The sequence below is a fragment of the Paenibacillus sp. FSL K6-0276 genome (genome assembly GCF_037977235.1).
Lineage (GTDB): Bacteria > Bacillota > Bacilli > Paenibacillales > Paenibacillaceae > Paenibacillus_AQ.
Genome location: NZ_CP150276.1, coordinates 3,053,605 through 3,069,067, shown reverse-complemented (window position 1 = coordinate 3,069,067; position 15,463 = coordinate 3,053,605). Strand labels below are relative to the sequence as shown.

At 42.9% G+C, this 15,463-nt stretch carries 14 protein-coding genes; 2 read left to right on the top strand and 12 right to left on the bottom strand.

Features of this window, described 5'->3' with window-relative positions; all coding sequences use genetic code 11:
• Window positions 1-2 precede the first annotated feature (2 nt).
• The 6 genes from MHH52_RS14465 to MHH52_RS14440 form a co-directional block, all read right to left on the bottom strand.
• Window positions 3-1,328: a spore germination protein gene (locus tag MHH52_RS14465; RefSeq protein ID WP_340003311.1), complete on the bottom strand. Its 1,326-nt coding sequence runs from the start codon at window positions 1,326-1,328 to the stop codon at window positions 3-5.
• Between the two features lie 757 nt (window positions 1,329-2,085).
• Window positions 2,086-3,198: an alpha/beta hydrolase gene (locus MHH52_RS14460; protein WP_340003310.1), complete on the bottom strand. Its 1,113-nt coding sequence runs from the start codon at window positions 3,196-3,198 to the stop codon at window positions 2,086-2,088.
• Window positions 3,199-3,438: 240 nt separating this feature from the next.
• Window positions 3,439-5,898: a helix-turn-helix domain-containing protein gene (locus tag MHH52_RS14455; protein WP_340003309.1), complete on the bottom strand. Its 2,460-nt coding sequence runs from the start codon at window positions 5,896-5,898 to the stop codon at window positions 3,439-3,441.
• Window positions 5,899-6,001: 103 nt separating this feature from the next.
• Window positions 6,002-7,138: an MFS transporter gene (locus tag MHH52_RS14450; RefSeq protein ID WP_313638754.1), complete on the bottom strand. Its 1,137-nt coding sequence runs from the start codon at window positions 7,136-7,138 to the stop codon at window positions 6,002-6,004.
• A gap of 129 nt (window positions 7,139-7,267) precedes the next feature.
• Window positions 7,268-7,894 carry an FMN-dependent NADH-azoreductase gene (locus tag MHH52_RS14445; RefSeq protein WP_340003308.1) on the bottom strand — a complete coding sequence of 209 codons (627 nt, stop codon included), beginning with the start codon at window positions 7,892-7,894 and terminating at the stop codon, window positions 7,268-7,270.
• Between the two features lie 35 nt (window positions 7,895-7,929).
• Window positions 7,930-8,514: a DUF3238 domain-containing protein gene (locus MHH52_RS14440; RefSeq protein WP_313638756.1), complete on the bottom strand. Its 585-nt coding sequence runs from the start codon at window positions 8,512-8,514 to the stop codon at window positions 7,930-7,932.
• Between the two features lie 150 nt (window positions 8,515-8,664).
• Between MHH52_RS14440 and MHH52_RS14435 the strand changes: the two genes are divergently transcribed.
• Window positions 8,665-9,138 (top strand): MarR family transcriptional regulator, encoded by a 474-nt coding sequence (locus tag MHH52_RS14435; RefSeq protein ID WP_313638757.1) that lies wholly within the window; start codon window positions 8,665-8,667, stop codon window positions 9,136-9,138.
• Window positions 9,139-9,272: 134 nt separating this feature from the next.
• Here MHH52_RS14435 and MHH52_RS14430 read toward each other — a convergent pair whose 3' ends face one another.
• Both MHH52_RS14430 and MHH52_RS14425 read right to left on the bottom strand, forming a co-directional pair.
• On the bottom strand, window positions 9,273-10,376 hold the full coding sequence (locus MHH52_RS14430) for a Gfo/Idh/MocA family oxidoreductase (RefSeq protein ID WP_340003307.1): 1,104 nt from the start codon (window positions 10,374-10,376) through the stop codon (window positions 9,273-9,275).
• A 24-nt stretch (window positions 10,377-10,400) separates the two neighbouring features.
• The gene (locus MHH52_RS14425) at window positions 10,401-11,060 is read right to left on the bottom strand and encodes a ThuA domain-containing protein (protein WP_340003306.1); all 660 of its coding nucleotides are present in this window, start codon (window positions 11,058-11,060) and stop codon (window positions 10,401-10,403) included.
• 218 nt (window positions 11,061-11,278) lie between these two features.
• Here MHH52_RS14425 and MHH52_RS14420 point away from each other — a divergent pair, with 218 nt between their 5' ends.
• Window positions 11,279-12,058: an AraC family transcriptional regulator gene (locus MHH52_RS14420; RefSeq protein ID WP_340003305.1), complete on the top strand. Its 780-nt coding sequence runs from the start codon at window positions 11,279-11,281 to the stop codon at window positions 12,056-12,058.
• 134 nt (window positions 12,059-12,192) lie between these two features.
• On the opposite strand, the gene MHH52_RS14415 is transcribed toward MHH52_RS14420, so the two are convergent.
• Genes MHH52_RS14415 through MHH52_RS14400 form a run of 4 tightly spaced genes read right to left on the bottom strand, consistent with a single transcriptional unit; the run spans window position 12,193 to window position 15,445 of the window.
• The gene (locus MHH52_RS14415) at window positions 12,193-12,585 is read right to left on the bottom strand and encodes a nucleoside transporter C-terminal domain-containing protein (protein ID WP_340009647.1); all 393 of its coding nucleotides are present in this window, start codon (window positions 12,583-12,585) and stop codon (window positions 12,193-12,195) included.
• Between the two features lie 29 nt (window positions 12,586-12,614).
• Complete coding sequence (locus tag MHH52_RS14410) at window positions 12,615-13,508, bottom strand: sugar phosphate isomerase/epimerase family protein (RefSeq protein ID WP_340009419.1); 894 nt, start codon at window positions 13,506-13,508, stop codon at window positions 12,615-12,617.
• A gap of 24 nt (window positions 13,509-13,532) precedes the next feature.
• Complete coding sequence (locus MHH52_RS14405) at window positions 13,533-14,390, bottom strand: sugar phosphate isomerase/epimerase family protein (RefSeq protein ID WP_340009417.1); 858 nt, start codon at window positions 14,388-14,390, stop codon at window positions 13,533-13,535.
• Window positions 14,387-15,445: a Gfo/Idh/MocA family oxidoreductase gene (locus tag MHH52_RS14400; protein ID WP_340009415.1), complete on the bottom strand. Its 1,059-nt coding sequence runs from the start codon at window positions 15,443-15,445 to the stop codon at window positions 14,387-14,389. Before MHH52_RS14400 ends, MHH52_RS14405 begins: the two co-directional genes overlap by 4 nt.
• Window positions 15,446-15,463 lie beyond the last annotated feature (18 nt).

Below are 15,463 nucleotides of genomic sequence, written 5' to 3'. Positions count from 1 at the left end.
TATTATTTTTCGAATTTTTCATGCTCTCCAATAAACACTTTTAAATAAGGTTCACCAAAGCTCTTTAAATCGTTCAAATAAATGATCAAACAAAATAGTCCTGCGATTAAGCCCACATATCCAAATAAACTAGCTAACAAGATAAAAGGATATTTGACAATCCGTAATGCAAAACTCATAGCATTGATCGGTACGACAAAATTGGCGATACCAATGGCGGCAGTTACGATAATCATGATATTGCTAACCAGATTTGCCTGCTGCGCAGCTTGTCCTAGAATTAATCCGCCAACCGTCGTTGCTGCCGCGCTAATCGATTTGGGAAGCCGTATGCTAGCTTCGATTAAGGTATCGATTAAGAACATCATAATGAGCACTTCAATGTACGACGGATAGGGAATACTCGCACGGCTACCGGCTATAGAGAAGGCGAGTTGGGCTTGAAACAACTCAGGGTTGAATGAGACCATAGAGATATAGATGCCAGGAAGCAGCACCGTAATGAAAATGCCGATATATCGTAGCACCACAAGGCTTAAACTGATCCATAACTGCTCAAAAGCATCATCCATCGAGGAAATAAAATCATAAAAAGTAGCTGGGGCGATTAAAACGAATGGGCTACCTTCAACAAGAAGAACGATTTTTCCTTGTATCAGATTTAACGCGACGCGATCCGGTCTTTCTGTAATCATCAATGTAGGAAAAAGTGAGTATTTACGACTAGTAAGTAATCTTTGAAGGTGTGCCGCTGAAAGAATGACATCCGGTTTAATCGAAGCGAGCTGCGTTTGAAGTTTGCTTAATACTCTTTTATCAACTAGAAGACTATCATAAACCAAACCGACTTCTGTCTGTGGTAATCCCCTAAGCTTTCTTTGCTCATAAACAAGATTTGGAGAGGGATAACGATATCGAATCAAATTGAGATTTGTATCAATCACATCGCTGAATGAATGTTGCGAGCCATAAATCGCCGTTTCCGAGCTTGCATCCCCAAGCTGATTATTGATCACTTTTTTCGCGCTGAACAAGAAAAGCTCGTTTTCCATCTGAATACAGGCATGGCCGATCATCAACTTCTGCAAAATGTCTTGTTCCTTTTCCGGTTTGCTGATGTCGGGAAGTGAAGTAAGATAATCTTTGAATTCCTCTTTACTCGAGCATTCTAGTATGGAGTAGATCAGATCAGCCTTGATTTTCTTTTCATCGCAAACGCTGACCAAGTAGAGGATCTCCAACTCAATATCCTGAATTCGAACGAGTTCCTTCTTCATATCGCTTGAGGAAGCTAGCTGCTTCTTAATTAGTTGAAAGGCTTCGATCATGGTGCAGCAATCCTCCGGTTCTTTTTTATCATCTTTTCCTTTTATCCACAGTTTTATTCTTGCCTATAAATATACTAATAATCGAAAGAACCATTTTCATACTCCTCCCAGTTATAAAACAAAAAGGCAGGAACAAGGTTTATCACCTTATTTCCTGCCTTTCAATTATCATGTCATAACTAACGGCAATTCCCTCATTCCCCATTCTTCCTTCAAAATCCGGGTAACGACTCTTCATCCCGTAACGTTTTAGTTCACCACGACCCTAACACGACAAAGGTTCAACACTTGAGTATACAAGTCGCTACTATTACCTTCTCCATGAAACCTCCAGAGATTGGGAGCGGCTTCACTCCACAGTAGTGCGTCTTGGCCTAGTTCAAAGTCGAGGGAACACTACCCGGTGAAACTGTGTACTCACTCTCGTCCACCGAGTGTGTTTTCTCGCTGTTCAAGCTCTTGGCTTCTCTTTTGAATGATCTCTTATGTTTCGCCTGAAAACAGTAAAAATGGCCTACCACCATACGATTTGAGTGGTTAACATTCATTCGATTGGCGACAGACCTAATATTCCAATATGGCCGGAACGATGAATGAGCCTGATGGCACGTTTAGTGCGACCTCCGGGATACTACCCCATAAGCAAACAAAAAAAGCCGCAATGAGCGACTTTTTGATTATAGTTGACTACTGTGCTCCCACTATTGGATGCGGACCAGCAACAAAACCACAATAGCTTTGCTTTTCGATCTTCAGATCACACATTCTCTAACATGAATTTTCCAATTTCATTCAAACTATCTTCCGCTTGCGGTGTGACCCCCACCTGATCGGCAAAGCCGTGGGAAAGTCCTTTGTAACGAACCGTTTTCACTTTGACGCCCGACTCCTTCAGCTTTAAGGCATATGCATCATCCTCTATACGCAAAAAGTCATATTCACCAAACAAAATAATGGTAGGCGGCATCCCTATCAGATCTCCTCGCAGCGGGCTAACATGAGGGATTGTATCATCGGGCACCCCCAAATATTCACCTAAGCTGACAGTTCCTAAACCGCCGCTCAGCAGGTCCAGTATCGAACGAATCTGTTTATCCTGAGACGGGGATATTTCATAAACATCTCTGCGCTGCATATGTTCCTTCATTCCTGCTGCGTCCACGCTTGGATATAGTAGTGCCTGCGCCTTTACCATCTGAGTTCCCTCATCCCGATCTTTCATTGCACACACCGTGGCTAAATTCCCACCTGCGGAATCTCCAGAAATACAGATGCGATTCGGGTCACCATTGAATTCTTCGGCGTGAGCATATACCCATTTCAACACGGCATAACAGTCGTCGAGCCCAGCAGGGTATGGGTTCTCTGGAGCTAGGCGGTAATCAACCTGAATCGATACGCAGCCGGTATTCGCAACCACGAGCTTGCACATCTCCTCTACTACATCAGGTCCACCTGCTACGAAACCACCTCCGTGGATGTAATAGAACACAGGCTGCAGTCCTTCGCTCTTCTTCTGCGGGGTATAAATTCGCACAGGTACTGCCACATCTCCGTTCTGAACCTTCGCATGCTTCACATCAACACCATCAGTGATCGGAATGCTATTCACGCCATTCATCATCCTGCGCATTTGAGCTGCACTTTTTTGTATATTTTTCTTTCGGCTGCCTTTCAACATCATCTTAACCAACATGCCCTTGAAGCCTTTCAGGAGTGACTCCATACTCTGATAAAAGCGAGGATCTAGCACGCCAGGCTCATCGGTTTCAGGAATGGGCTTAATCAGGATATCCAGCCCATTTTCATTAATGACATGCTGTCTTTCAAGAATAGATGTAAGAAGCTGTTGAGAATATTTACGTTCCATGATGATGCTCCTTTTCGAATATTGTATGGTAAAACGAATCGCGGCGATTTGTATGGGTTGCCATAACTTAATTATAGATTTGTAATTGCAGAAAAAATATCGCAATATTTCTTTTGTTATATCCTTCTTTTATCATTATTAATGAAAGCGATTTCACGAATGACTTCGAGAGCAAAAATACAATATAAAAAAACAAAAAAAGGACGACACTAATGTCATCCTTGATATACTATTTTCTATTTAACGTGTTAGTCTAATCGCTTGTACCTCATGTGGCTGTACAACAGCATTTACCACAAAATTCGCTGTCACTTGCTGCGATCGCATTTGAAATAACGGCAGGGACCGACTTTCAAGATAAGACCATTCTTCTGGACGCATGTCCTTAGGCGCGCCCATACTCAGCCATTCGTCAAAGGCGCTTCCCCCATCCGGACCTACCGAATACCTACGCTCTGTATAAACACCCGGCGTTAAGTCGTCGAGACAAATGTGATACTGACGGGAATTGCGTATATTGAACACGTTGTACCGTTCGGTTTGAGTCAGGTGAGTGGTATGGCGATAGCGATACAGTGTATCATAATGACAATAATTATATAAAAATATCTGTATTTCACCTTTTGAAGAAGTTATAAAATACCCATCACCTTCAGCTATCAGGCAGCTTCCTGCATACCGCAACAACTGCAGCGCACGATAACAGCTTTTGGGCAATCCCCCGCGAGTGAATAAACCAAACCCGCCATGAAAAAGATCCGACGAAGGAACGATCTCCTCCATATGGTCACTTAACGACCAGTATCCCATAGCCTCAAACTGGTCGTAGTTTTCCAGAATGTTTTTGAATAGAAAAGCGGATTTGTAGGAGGTATCGTTGCACAAATCACGCTGCCATATGCTATTACTCCACTCTTCAAGAATTACGGGCAGATTGCCGAAACCACGTTGACGCAGTAGCTTTTTGACCTTGTGCAACGCGTGCCCCAAAAACTGTTCATCGCCGCTTGCAGCAAGAGCAAAAGCTTCATCCTCAGCCATAAGCTTTAGACCAGTGTCTTCTTGTGATGGTAATATGCTGTGATAAGCACGTAGAGCCAATGAGTCGGGCATACAGGTACCCTTACTGCAAGACACTAGAAAGTCGCTGATTAAATCACTTGAATCAATGTTGCTTCCTGGACCAACGATATGAAGCAGTGGATCGATAGCACGGATCGCGAGGCTGGTCTCTCGATAAAGCACCCAGTATTCTTCCATTGTAAACACACCATAGCTCGAAAACTCTGGACTCACGAATGGAGCGAACCTCCATTCCCGAACTGACTCGATCCCATACCGGTCAATGAAATGCCGAACAAGAGAAGTCACAAGGGCGAGCCATTCGTCTAATTTTTCGGGCATAGATAAGATGCTTGGCCTCTTGAATGGAAACACGGCTTCTCTCGCTAATGCTGAGGGCATATAACTGAATTCCACATAAGGTTGTAACTCGACTGAAAGCATGAAGTCCAGTACCTCATCAATATAAACAAAGTTATAATCTATGCTGCCCGACATTTTGCTGACATATATCATCATGTCATCGTCCAACAGACCTTTGCAGCGCATATAGCGAAAGCCAATCTCCTTTTGGATCTTTCGTATTTGCGCTTGTACCGCGCCATTCAACAGATCTTTGGCATATCCTGCATTAATCAATGTCCGCCAGTTATGACTCAGCGTCCGAATCTTACGGCTAGTGTCCACATGAAGATCATGTATCTCGTTGACTTGGGGTTTGACATTGGATTGCTCGGGGTGTTGCAAATGCTGCATCAGTGTAGAAAAATCGGTCGAGAATCCCACACTTGCCGTATTGTTCTCCTTAGACTCAGCGACATCTTGCTCATTTACGAGACGGTATTGCCCTGGTGTAACGCTAAAACGCCGTTTGAAGGCATCGATCAACGCGTTGGTACTTGGAAACCCAACTTCTGAGGCGATGTCCGTGATCGTTCTTTCACTACGAAGTAGAGACACAGCCTGACTCAACCTAACATTCGTAAGGTAGGCAGTGAAAGTAAGACCAAGCTGTTTCTGAAATAAATGAGATAGGTAGGAGCTACTTAAATAGATAGTGGAGGCTAGTCCACTCAGTGTAATATTCTCCCGGTAATGTCGGTGAATATAATCGGTAGCTTTACGCAACCTTTCCCTGCTTGGGGATTTGGAGGGATCCTTAGGCTTGTTCTGCTCAAGAAAATTATGCACAAGGTTGTTCAGCAGTACCCCCACACGACTACGTAATAATATAGGTAAACGAGATTCGTTTTTGTAATAGGCCTGGAATACGCTGGCGAACTCACTGCGGAGTAAATTATAACGAGCTTGCTCCTCCTTCGGATACAGAAAAGACTTACACTCTATAATTATACTTTCAATCTCAGGACAAAAAACTGCCAAAAATGCGGGCGAGATAAACAACGACAGTGCTTTGCCCGAACCTTGCATCTCCAAGGAGTGCAGTTGGTAGCTGTTCAATACAATAATGTCATCCTGCCGAACTTCATAGGCAAACTGCTTGTCATCCAGCTGTAGTACCCCAGTTCCCTGCAAGATATACATTACCTCTAGTTCCTGATGCCAGGAAGCGATAGCGTCTTCAGGGAGGTTTATTGAAAACCTAAAATCCGAGGCAATCAACGTATTTTCTTGCATACCTAACCTCCTATTCATAAATCTTAATGGAGCCTTGCCTCATCCAAAATCCTATCATATAACCCCATGAAATCAAGTCTTCCGTTGTTAACGAAGGTTCGGATCAGGTTGTTTTTAGTGTCTTTTTTACAAACAAAATAAAAAGCACCAGACTAATAAACCCAGATATTGCACAAGTAATAAATACCATCTGATATCCCATGAGCTGTGAAACAAATCCTAGTAGAATAGCTCCTAAACCAATTCCTAAATCAAAAGCAGTTAAGAATGTAGCGTTCGCTACACCTCTTTTCACTGGTGGAGCTAATCGAATCATCGCTACTTGAAGAGCCGGTTGTGCTGATCCGAATCCAATTCCGTACAAAATAGCAGTAATAACTACTCCAATAAGTCCTTTAGACATTGTTAGGACGAATAGTGCGACTATCAGAATGAAAAGAGCAGGAACAATAATGACCCCTTCCCCATATTTATCGGAAATCTTCCCTGTAAGTGGTCTAATTACTGCAAGTGTGACTGCATAGACTAAGAAAAAAGTACCCGTATTAACTTCTATGTTTGCAGCAAACAGTGGTAAAAATGTTGTTATGCCTCCAAAAGTAAAAGATAAGAAAAATGTAACAATAGCAATAGGTAAAACTGTTTTTTCAAAAAATGATATTGGTTTTTTTGATGTATTTTGAACTGCTGGAACTTTCGCACCAAATCCAAGTATGAATGCAATCAATGCTAATACTGTACATAGAAGAAATAGGTAATGAAATGAATATGATTTTGTTACCCAAAGACCAACGATTGGTCCTAATGCCATTCCTAATGTCATTGCTAGTCCATACCATCCCATTCCTTCTCCACGACGAGATTGTGGAATAACATCAGTCACAGCCGTTCCTATCGAAGTTGTAGCAACTGCCCAGCTGACTCCATGGAGGATACGTAATACTACTAAAAACATAATGCCTGTTACCCAATCATAAAAATACATTGTTATTGCAAAAAATAGTAATCCGCTTATTATAAATACTCGTCGACCATACCGATCCATTAATCCTCCAATAATAGGACGGAAAATTACTGCCGATATTGTAAACACTCCAATAATTAATCCAACTTGAGATTCACTTCCACCTAATTGTTTGATAAACATAGGCAGTGTTGGCATTAGTAAATAAAAACCACTAAATAGTAATAAAGCTGTAATGGTCAGCATGATAAAGTTTTTTGTCCATAAACGTTCCATTGTAATGTAATCCTTCTTTCTATCGATTTTACGCACTCTCCAAAAATAGCGAGATAGGCGAATAAAAAAGCAGTACCACCGCTATAAAAGTGCTGGTACTGCCCTTTAGAGTGACAAGCGCTTTGTTAATTAGAACGTACTTGATACTTTAACAGCCTTTTCAAGCCCTTCAGCAATAATCACTTCTGCTTTATCAGGGAATTGGTTGTGTCCTTCAATCACAATGGTCTCCATGTCTTTTACACCGAAGAAGCTCATCATACTTGTTACATATTTAACAGCCATTTCTACATCAGCTTTTGGTCCCTCAGAATATACACCGCCACTTGCGTTTAATAATACTATTTTTTTATTTCCAATAAGACCCACTGGACCTTCTGGCGTATATTTAAATGTTTTGCCCGCGCGGTTTAGGTAATCAATATATGTGTGTAGTACAGCTGGGATGGTTAAATTCCATAAAGGGAAACCAAATACGACTTTATCGGCTGCAAGGAATGGATCTAAATATTTATCAGCAACAGCTACTGCTTTTGCTTCTTCTACTGTTAAATCTAATCCTCTACTAGACTTAAATGTACCGTTAATCATATCTGCTCCTACGTAAGGCAATTCCTCATTGTATAAATCCAGCTCTACCACTGTATCATTTGGATGTGATTCTTTATAGCTCGCTAAAAATGCCTCATATAATCTAACACTAACCGACTGATCCGCTGGGCGATTGTTTGCTTTTACAAATAAAACTGTTGTCATTCTTTGTTCCTCCTGATTGTTCACTCTTATGTTGTTTATAATATTTTTTTAAAACTATACTCCATTTCTCCAGCCATAGCTGCAGGAGTATCACCAGTTTCTCTGAAATCGTGCGTATACATTTGTTCAAACGGTCCAAAGTTCACTTGCTTATAAAATTCAAAACAAGGAAATCCATCGTGTGCTCCTTGCATATCGACAGTACCATCTTTTTTGACATGGACTATTAATAGATAGTCAACAGGAGGTGCATATGCATTTAATGGATTGCTAGCACTTGCACTCATTTGAAACTTGACGTCATCAGAACCCCATACAATATCAGTGCACAAAATACCATCTGTACTAGCTTTTCCTGTTTTTTTATTAACAGAACCATCTGGAGTTGTAACTCTTTCTGTTGTAATGCCAGTATTTGCATATGTGAAAATTTCTTTTTTGTAAAAATCCACAACTACTTCTTGTTCAACTCTGGAACGCATAGCGTTGACAGCATAGGGTGTGAATTCGCGTGAGTCACCTTCAAATTGGATCACGTTTCCTGTTTCTGCATCCTTTCTAGGATCAGTCCAAGATATTGGAATAAATACACTAGCTCTAATTTTAACAATATTAGTCATGAGAACCCTCCATAATTTATTAATTCTGTTTCAGTGAATACCTTTTTTACACAACCGAAATATAGTCAACTTGATTGACTACATTCTGCATAGTACAATGTATTTCGAACAAAGTCAACTAAGTTGACTTTATTTGAGGAGGTTTTATGTATGACTCAGGAAGTATTTAGTGAATTGGATCTGACATCACTTTTATCATTATCCTTAAGTACATCAATTAATGAACTACATGATAGATTGCGTGAATTAGGATTTGGAGATATTAGACCTGTACATGGTTTTATGTTTAAATGTATTACTCCAAACGGAGCAACAGGTATAGAACTCGCTGAATATTTAGGAATTTCTAAACAAGCTGTAAGTAAAATGGTGGATTATCTTGAGAAAAGTGGTTATGTAATGCGCAAAACTCATCCCACTGATATGAGAGGGAAAATTATTATTTTGACCGAACGAGGTTGGTTAGTAGTGAAAGAAAAAGAGAAGATACTAACAGAGATTGAGCAACGTTGGATTGAAAACATAGGTACCGAACGACTTCAAATGCTCAAAGAAGATCTAACAAGACTTGTTTATGAAGCAAATGAAGATAAATTACCAACGAGATTAAGACCTGTCTGGTAAGTGTGTGGTGAGAATTTCGGGTATGCTGCAATACATCAGACCAAAAAGGGTAGAAGACTTATGGATCTGTCTTCTACCCTTTTGTAAGCTGATTATCTGCAGTGTAACCTTCAGTATTTTACTCCAGGAAAATACTATCCTAAATACCCTTTAACTAAGCCCAGCGGCAGTGGCTTGGGCTGCTCGCAGCTAGTGACCAGCTCCGCATACCGCTTAGAGTCGGAACTTGTATGGAATGCATGCATAATCTCAAGTACGTGATTGGCGAGTTCTCCGTTTGCGCGCGGCGTTTCCCCCGTGTCGATGCAGCGGGCCATATCCGCTACTCCTATGCCTCTACTGTTATCTGCATAATTGTAGATAAGCGGGATCTCTTGGAATTCCGGGCTGTTAGCCGGGCGCATAAGGATCGGCCCTCCGAAGTTGTTGGGGTCCGGTACGATCAAAGTTCCTAGCGATCCGTAGATCTCGATTCTCGGCAAAGTGCTGTGCCAAGTATCGAAGCTAGTGATCATCGTTGCCACGGCACCACTGTCAAACTCAATCGTTCCAGCAACATGTGTAGGTACTTCTACATCAATGACTTTACCAAACTTCTTTTCGCTAGTGATCGTTCTATGAGGAAAGGAGGTTTTAGTGATACCGCATACTGTTTTAGCTGGGCCCAACAAGGACACCAGCGCGGTTAAATAGTAGGGTCCCATGTCAAACATGGGTCCGCCACCGGCTTTATAATAGAATTCCGGATCAGGATGCCAGCTTTCATGTCCATGACAGAGCATAAAGGCAGTTGCCGCCACCGGCTGTCCGATATATCCATCCGCAATCAGCTTACTGCAGGTTTGCAGACCACCTCCGAGAAAAGTATCTGGTGCGCAGCCGAGGAACAGGTTTTTTTCCTTCGCAAGGCGAACTAGCTCGGTGCCATTCTCCAAGGAAAGGGATAATGGCTTCTCCACATACACATGTTTACCTGCTAGTAAGGCTTGCTTACACACGTCAAAATGAAAATTAGGCGTTGTTAGATTAACGACAATTTCAATCTCTTCCGAAGCAATTAATTGCTCTGTCGTCCATACATGAGGAACTCCATATTTCTCCGCCGCTTGCTCTGCTCGTCCTTTATCCAAGTCGGAACAAGCATAAACCTCAGTATTAACGAAGGTCCCATTCAAATTTTCAAAATAAATGCTGCTGATGTTTCCGCAGCCGACTATACCTACCTTCACTTTGCGCAAGATCATTCCCACCTTATCTCAGTTTTAGTTAGCCGCCCATAAAAAGCCTTTTCGCATCAGTTCCTTGGCTTCTGGAATATCGAAAACATCTGCATGATGTCCAAGTGAATTATAGAAAACCTTCCCTTTTCCCCATTTCTTCGTATATACAACGGGCATCGTGATGACACCATTCGCTGAATGCTCACCCTCACTCATCACAAACGCAGTTGTTGCCAAAACATCCACCGCAGGATCCACATGTAAATAATATTGTTCCGATTTCACCTTGAAGTCTTGGATGCCCTCCACAATGGGACTTGAGCCGGAGTGTACGATATTAACTTCGTACTCTACCCCATCATTAAATGGATGCGCTACCCATTGTGACCCGGTCAAAAATTGCCACTCTGTATTGTTACGGAAAGAGTCGCACATCCCTCCATGACAACCGGCAATTCCTACTCCAGAAGCTACTGCCTTCAGAACCGAAGATGCCTGATCATTGCTGATTTCTCCCATGGTCCATACCGGTACAATAAGGCTTAAGTCCGCAAGCTTCTCTGCACCGTTGAAGCTCTCCAGCGTATCAGACACTTCAACTTCAAAGCCTTCATCCTCTAGAATGCCAGCAAAAATTGCGGCTACTTCATTTGGTTCATGCCCATCCCATCCACCTTTTACAATCAATGCCTTCTTCGTCATCCTGCAATCTCCTTTATATATGTAGTCAACCTTTCGTCCATCTGATGAAATTGTAATCCAGATCGTAGAGGAGTGCTCGCCATTTCACTTGTAGGAATGGTCATTTTTTGCTAAGTTTTAGAGGTGAACATAAAATTCGAATCGCATGAACAGGAGATCTCATGAAAGCCTTTCACGAAAATAGAACTTACCATTCGACTTTCCCCTTCACTGTAATAGTGTCTAATGAATTTGATTTTATAGCCCACTGGCATAACGATCTTGAGATAGTCTATGTATTTGAAGGTTCAATTCGGATGGGAATCAATTCTGAAATGAGGGTCTTGAAAACAGGTGATATGGCTATATGCAGCAGTGGAGACATCCACTACTATGACAGTAAAAGCAGCAGCTCCAAGATAATGATGGTTATATTCAATCCTTCTTTAATCGGTTTTCCTGGAGGATGGCCCCTGAATGTGAGACTGACTTCACCATTTATTGAGAAACGAATAGCTACACGAGAAGAAGAGGTAGGTATCAACAAACGTCTTCCTCTGATCCTGCAGGAACTTATGGGTGAATATAATCAAAAGCTGGAATATCATGAACAGGTAATCATTGGCCTATTGCACGAGTGGAGCGGACTCATTTTACGGCATGTTCCTTTGGATAAGATTAATCCACAGAAAGATAAAAGACGCATCACTAACATGAAGATTATGCAAGGGGTTCTTGAATACCTCGACGTCAACTACATGCATCCCATCACACTTGCTGACGCTGCAAGGCAAGCCAATATGAGCCTCTTTTATTTCTCCCGCTTCTTCAAGAGTCTTTCGGGTATGAGCTATATTGCGTACCTTAGCAACATCCGAGTCAACCAGGCAGAACAGCTGCTGCTGACCACAGACAAATCCATTTTGGATATCGCCCTGGAGTGCGGTTTCACTAATATCCGTACCTTCAACAGAGTATTTAAACAGATTAAACAACGGACTCCAAGTGAACTGCGTTAAAGGATACAATTCCCATTACCTTACTTAAGCAAACAAAAAGCCGATGATCTTTTGGTTTAGATCATCGGCTTTATTTTGCGTTGAGAAAGAGTGTCACCTGGTAAACCTTTTCTTTGAAAAATGTGCAACGTTTATTAACTGATAATCATACCTGCAATAGCGGCGCTTAAACAAGATGCTAGTGCGCCAGCGATGATGGCTTTTACACCTAAGCGAGCAATGTCCGGTCTGCGTTTAGGTGACAGTTTGCCAAGTCCTCCAAGTAAAATTCTTAGAGAAGAAAAGTTAGCGAAACCACAAAGTGCAAAGCTTATAATCACCACTGATTTTTGAGATAAAGTATCAATAAGTGGAGCGAAATTACTGTATGCCACAAATTCATTAATGATTAATTTTGGACCGATGAAGTTACCTGCTGTCAAAGATTCATACCAAGGAACGTCAATTATAATTCGCAAAAGGGACACTATATAAATACAAACAGTCCCAATGGATGTAGGATCTCTTTTCACAGGGACTGTTTGGATGAACTATTTAATCTTTATCACTACTGTGTTCAGACCCGAAAACCCTTTAAAAAATTCACAGCCTGGCGGATATCTTCCTCTGGATTAGTGCCAACTTCCCGTTCTATGGTCAGGAATCCTGTATAACCGATGTCGTTCAGCGCTTGCAGATAATTGTTCCAGTCGACAGAACCTGCTCCAAGTGGAACTTCACGGAACGCCGAGCCGGTCTCGGCCATTTCAGCCATCTTCTCATGGTCTAATGCTGGTGCTTCATAACCATATTGACCGTAAACATCGCGCGGATCGATATCGGCAAGTTTGAGACCATCTTTAGCATGGGTGTGTACAATGTAGTCTTTTAGTGTATGAACACCTTGCACGGGATCATCACCAGTCACCATCACCATATTGGCCGGATCAAAATTGACAGAAACCCCTCTGGAACCCAGACCGTCTAGGAACGTCTTCAGACACGCAGCGGGTTCCGGCCCAGTCTCAATCGCAAAGTAAGAATTCATCTCATGTGCATATCTGCTGAGTTCCTCGCAGGCGATGTGCATGGTTTCATAGATTTTACTGTCCGGATTAGCGGGAACAATACCGATATGTGTAGTTACTATATCTGTACCTAGCTCCTTGGCCAGTTCCATAATGCGTTTGGACTTTTCGATTTTGGCACGGTTCTGTGCAGGGTCCTGAAAACCATGTCCGCCCAAATCTCCGACGAGGGCAGAAATTTCGAGACCCAGCGAAGCGATGTAATCCTTCCATTCACGGCGGACTGACTGAGAAAGGTTAGCGGGATCAAATTCGCCTTGCACCGCATAAATCTGAACTCCATCTGCCCCAGCTTCTTTTGCCTTGCGCAATCCCTCTTTCACTCCGACCTGAAAGCTGTCTACGATGACGCCGATTTTGTTAGTGATAATTGGTTTAATCATGGCAATATCCTCCTTTATAATGAATTAGATTTGGCTCCAAACCCGCTTGATGTATTCCAACCCAAGTCTTGTGCCCTTGCGGCACTCTTCCATTCCCTCAAATTCTACAGAGATATATCCGTCGTAACCGCTTTCCTTAACGATTCGAATTACACTCGGCATATCGATGTCTCCTTGACCAACGATGGAACCTCTCAACCAGTTCCCACCGGAGGACTGGAACCAACCTTCGCCAGGCTGGCGGTCTTGCGGACGAATATAAAAATCTTTGAAATGCACCATCGAAGCAAGCTTGATGTTGTTAGTCACAGCAATAAGTGGGTTCTCATCTGCGCACAGGAAGTTGCCAATGTCGAGTGTTGTACGGAAGTTGTCTCTTCCTACTGCGTGAACCAACGCCTGTACACGATCGCTGTGCTGAATAAAGTATCCATGATTCTCCACACTGGTCGTAATGCCCAAACCTGCGGCATAATCGGCAATTTCTCGGCAGGCTTCAGCCAAATGTGGAAGCTCTTCCAAAAAATGCGTGATTGATAGATCATTTGACGAGGCTACATCATGCCGCATCCGCTGAATGCCTAATGCCGCACAGACGTCTACTTCCCGCTTTACCCGCTCGACTTCCCGCTGTCTTTCCGCTGTCTCCAGCCCGGCAAAGTTCGCCCCGATAGCATAATTGGACAACTCTAGTCCACGACCCGCTGCCGTTCGTACGATCTGATCAATTAGCTCAGGATTTTCAACCAAATTGATGCCCAAGGGTACAATCTCCGCATGCTCCGCGCCCAGATCGGCGATCGTCTCAATGACACCTTCAAGCGTGAGCTCACCCGTCGAAAAAGCTGAATGCAGACTGTAAGTGCTGATTCCTAACTTCATAGTTTCACCTCTTCACCTTTGGCTGCGGATTCATAGATCGCACCGAGTATTTTCATGATTGTAACGCCGTCTTGCACAGGACTAATCGGTGTAGCGCCGGTGCTGATGTTGTTCGCAAAATGATTAATTTCATTCTGGAATGCACTGTTGAACTCAAACCCCTTATGATCGGTCTGCGGATAAGTATTGACGATCGTATCCGCCTGTTCTTTGACGATGACTATCTCAGGATCAATTTCAAAACCACCCTTGTCACCGTACAGGCGCACCGAGCGCTCGTCTTCCTTAACATGCAGTGTAAAGCTAACATCGACCATCAGCGAAGCTCCATTCTCAAAACGAATTAGTGCATTTGCTAAATCTTCCACCGTATTGTTCGCTGCATCGTAATCAGCCGCTTTATAGAAAGAAAGATTCTTGATATTAGAACGATTGCCAAGCTTCCGGTAGGTATTGGCACTTACCGATACTGGGTTCGGACGGCCCATCAAATACCAGCACAGATCGATCACGTGGACGCCGATATCTATCAGTGGTCCGCCGCCGGAGCGTTCAATATCACTGAACCAGCCGCCGGGATTGCCGAGTCTCCGGAACGTCGTCGCCTTCGCATAGTAGATTTCGCCGAATTCTCCTTGTTCCACCAATGTCTGAAGTAGCTGGGCATTGGAGTCATAACGTCGTACAAAGCCTACTTGCAAAGTTTTGCCGCTCTTTTCCACTGCCTGCTGAACTTGAAGCGCTTCTTCAACCGTGCGGCAAAGCGGCTTTTCCACAAGTACATGCTTGCCTGCCTCAAGCGCCGCGATGCTGATCTCAGCATGAGAGTTGTTCCATGTGCAGATGCTGACTGCATCTATTTCGGAATTAGCCAGCAGTTCACGATAATCCGTGTATACTTTTTCCACGTTATACTCAGTAGCAACAGCTCGTGCACGCTCTTCATTCAGGTCACATACCGCATATATGGTTGTCTGCGGATTATTCCGGTAAGCACTTAAGTGCATGCCGGAGATAGAGCCGGTTCCTATTACGCCAATTTTGATCATATCCATCAACACTCTCTCCTTTAT

Coding starts and splice junctions, on each gene's coding strand:
- MHH52_RS14425 (WP_340003306.1), bottom strand. CDS start 11,060: ATGACGAAGAAGGCATTGATTGTAAAAGGTGGATGGGATGGGCATGAA.
- MHH52_RS14450 (WP_313638754.1), bottom strand. CDS start 7,138: ATGGAACGTTTATGGACAAAAAACTTTATCATGCTGACCATTACAGCT.
- MHH52_RS14440 (WP_313638756.1), bottom strand. CDS start 8,514: ATGACTAATATTGTTAAAATTAGAGCTAGTGTATTTATTCCAATATCT.
- MHH52_RS14435 (WP_313638757.1), top strand. CDS start 8,665: ATGACTCAGGAAGTATTTAGTGAATTGGATCTGACATCACTTTTATCA.
- MHH52_RS14460 (WP_340003310.1), bottom strand. CDS start 3,198: ATGGAACGTAAATATTCTCAACAGCTTCTTACATCTATTCTTGAAAGA.
- MHH52_RS14410 (WP_340009419.1), bottom strand. CDS start 13,508: ATGATTAAACCAATTATCACTAACAAAATCGGCGTCATCGTAGACAGC.
- MHH52_RS14455 (WP_340003309.1), bottom strand. CDS start 5,898: ATGCAAGAAAATACGTTGATTGCCTCGGATTTTAGGTTTTCAATAAAC.
- MHH52_RS14400 (WP_340009415.1), bottom strand. CDS start 15,445: ATGGATATGATCAAAATTGGCGTAATAGGAACCGGCTCTATCTCCGGC.
- MHH52_RS14445 (WP_340003308.1), bottom strand. CDS start 7,894: ATGACAACAGTTTTATTTGTAAAAGCAAACAATCGCCCAGCGGATCAG.
- MHH52_RS14465 (WP_340003311.1), bottom strand. CDS start 1,328: ATGATCGAAGCCTTTCAACTAATTAAGAAGCAGCTAGCTTCCTCAAGC.
- MHH52_RS14405 (WP_340009417.1), bottom strand. CDS start 14,390: ATGAAGTTAGGAATCAGCACTTACAGTCTGCATTCAGCTTTTTCGACG.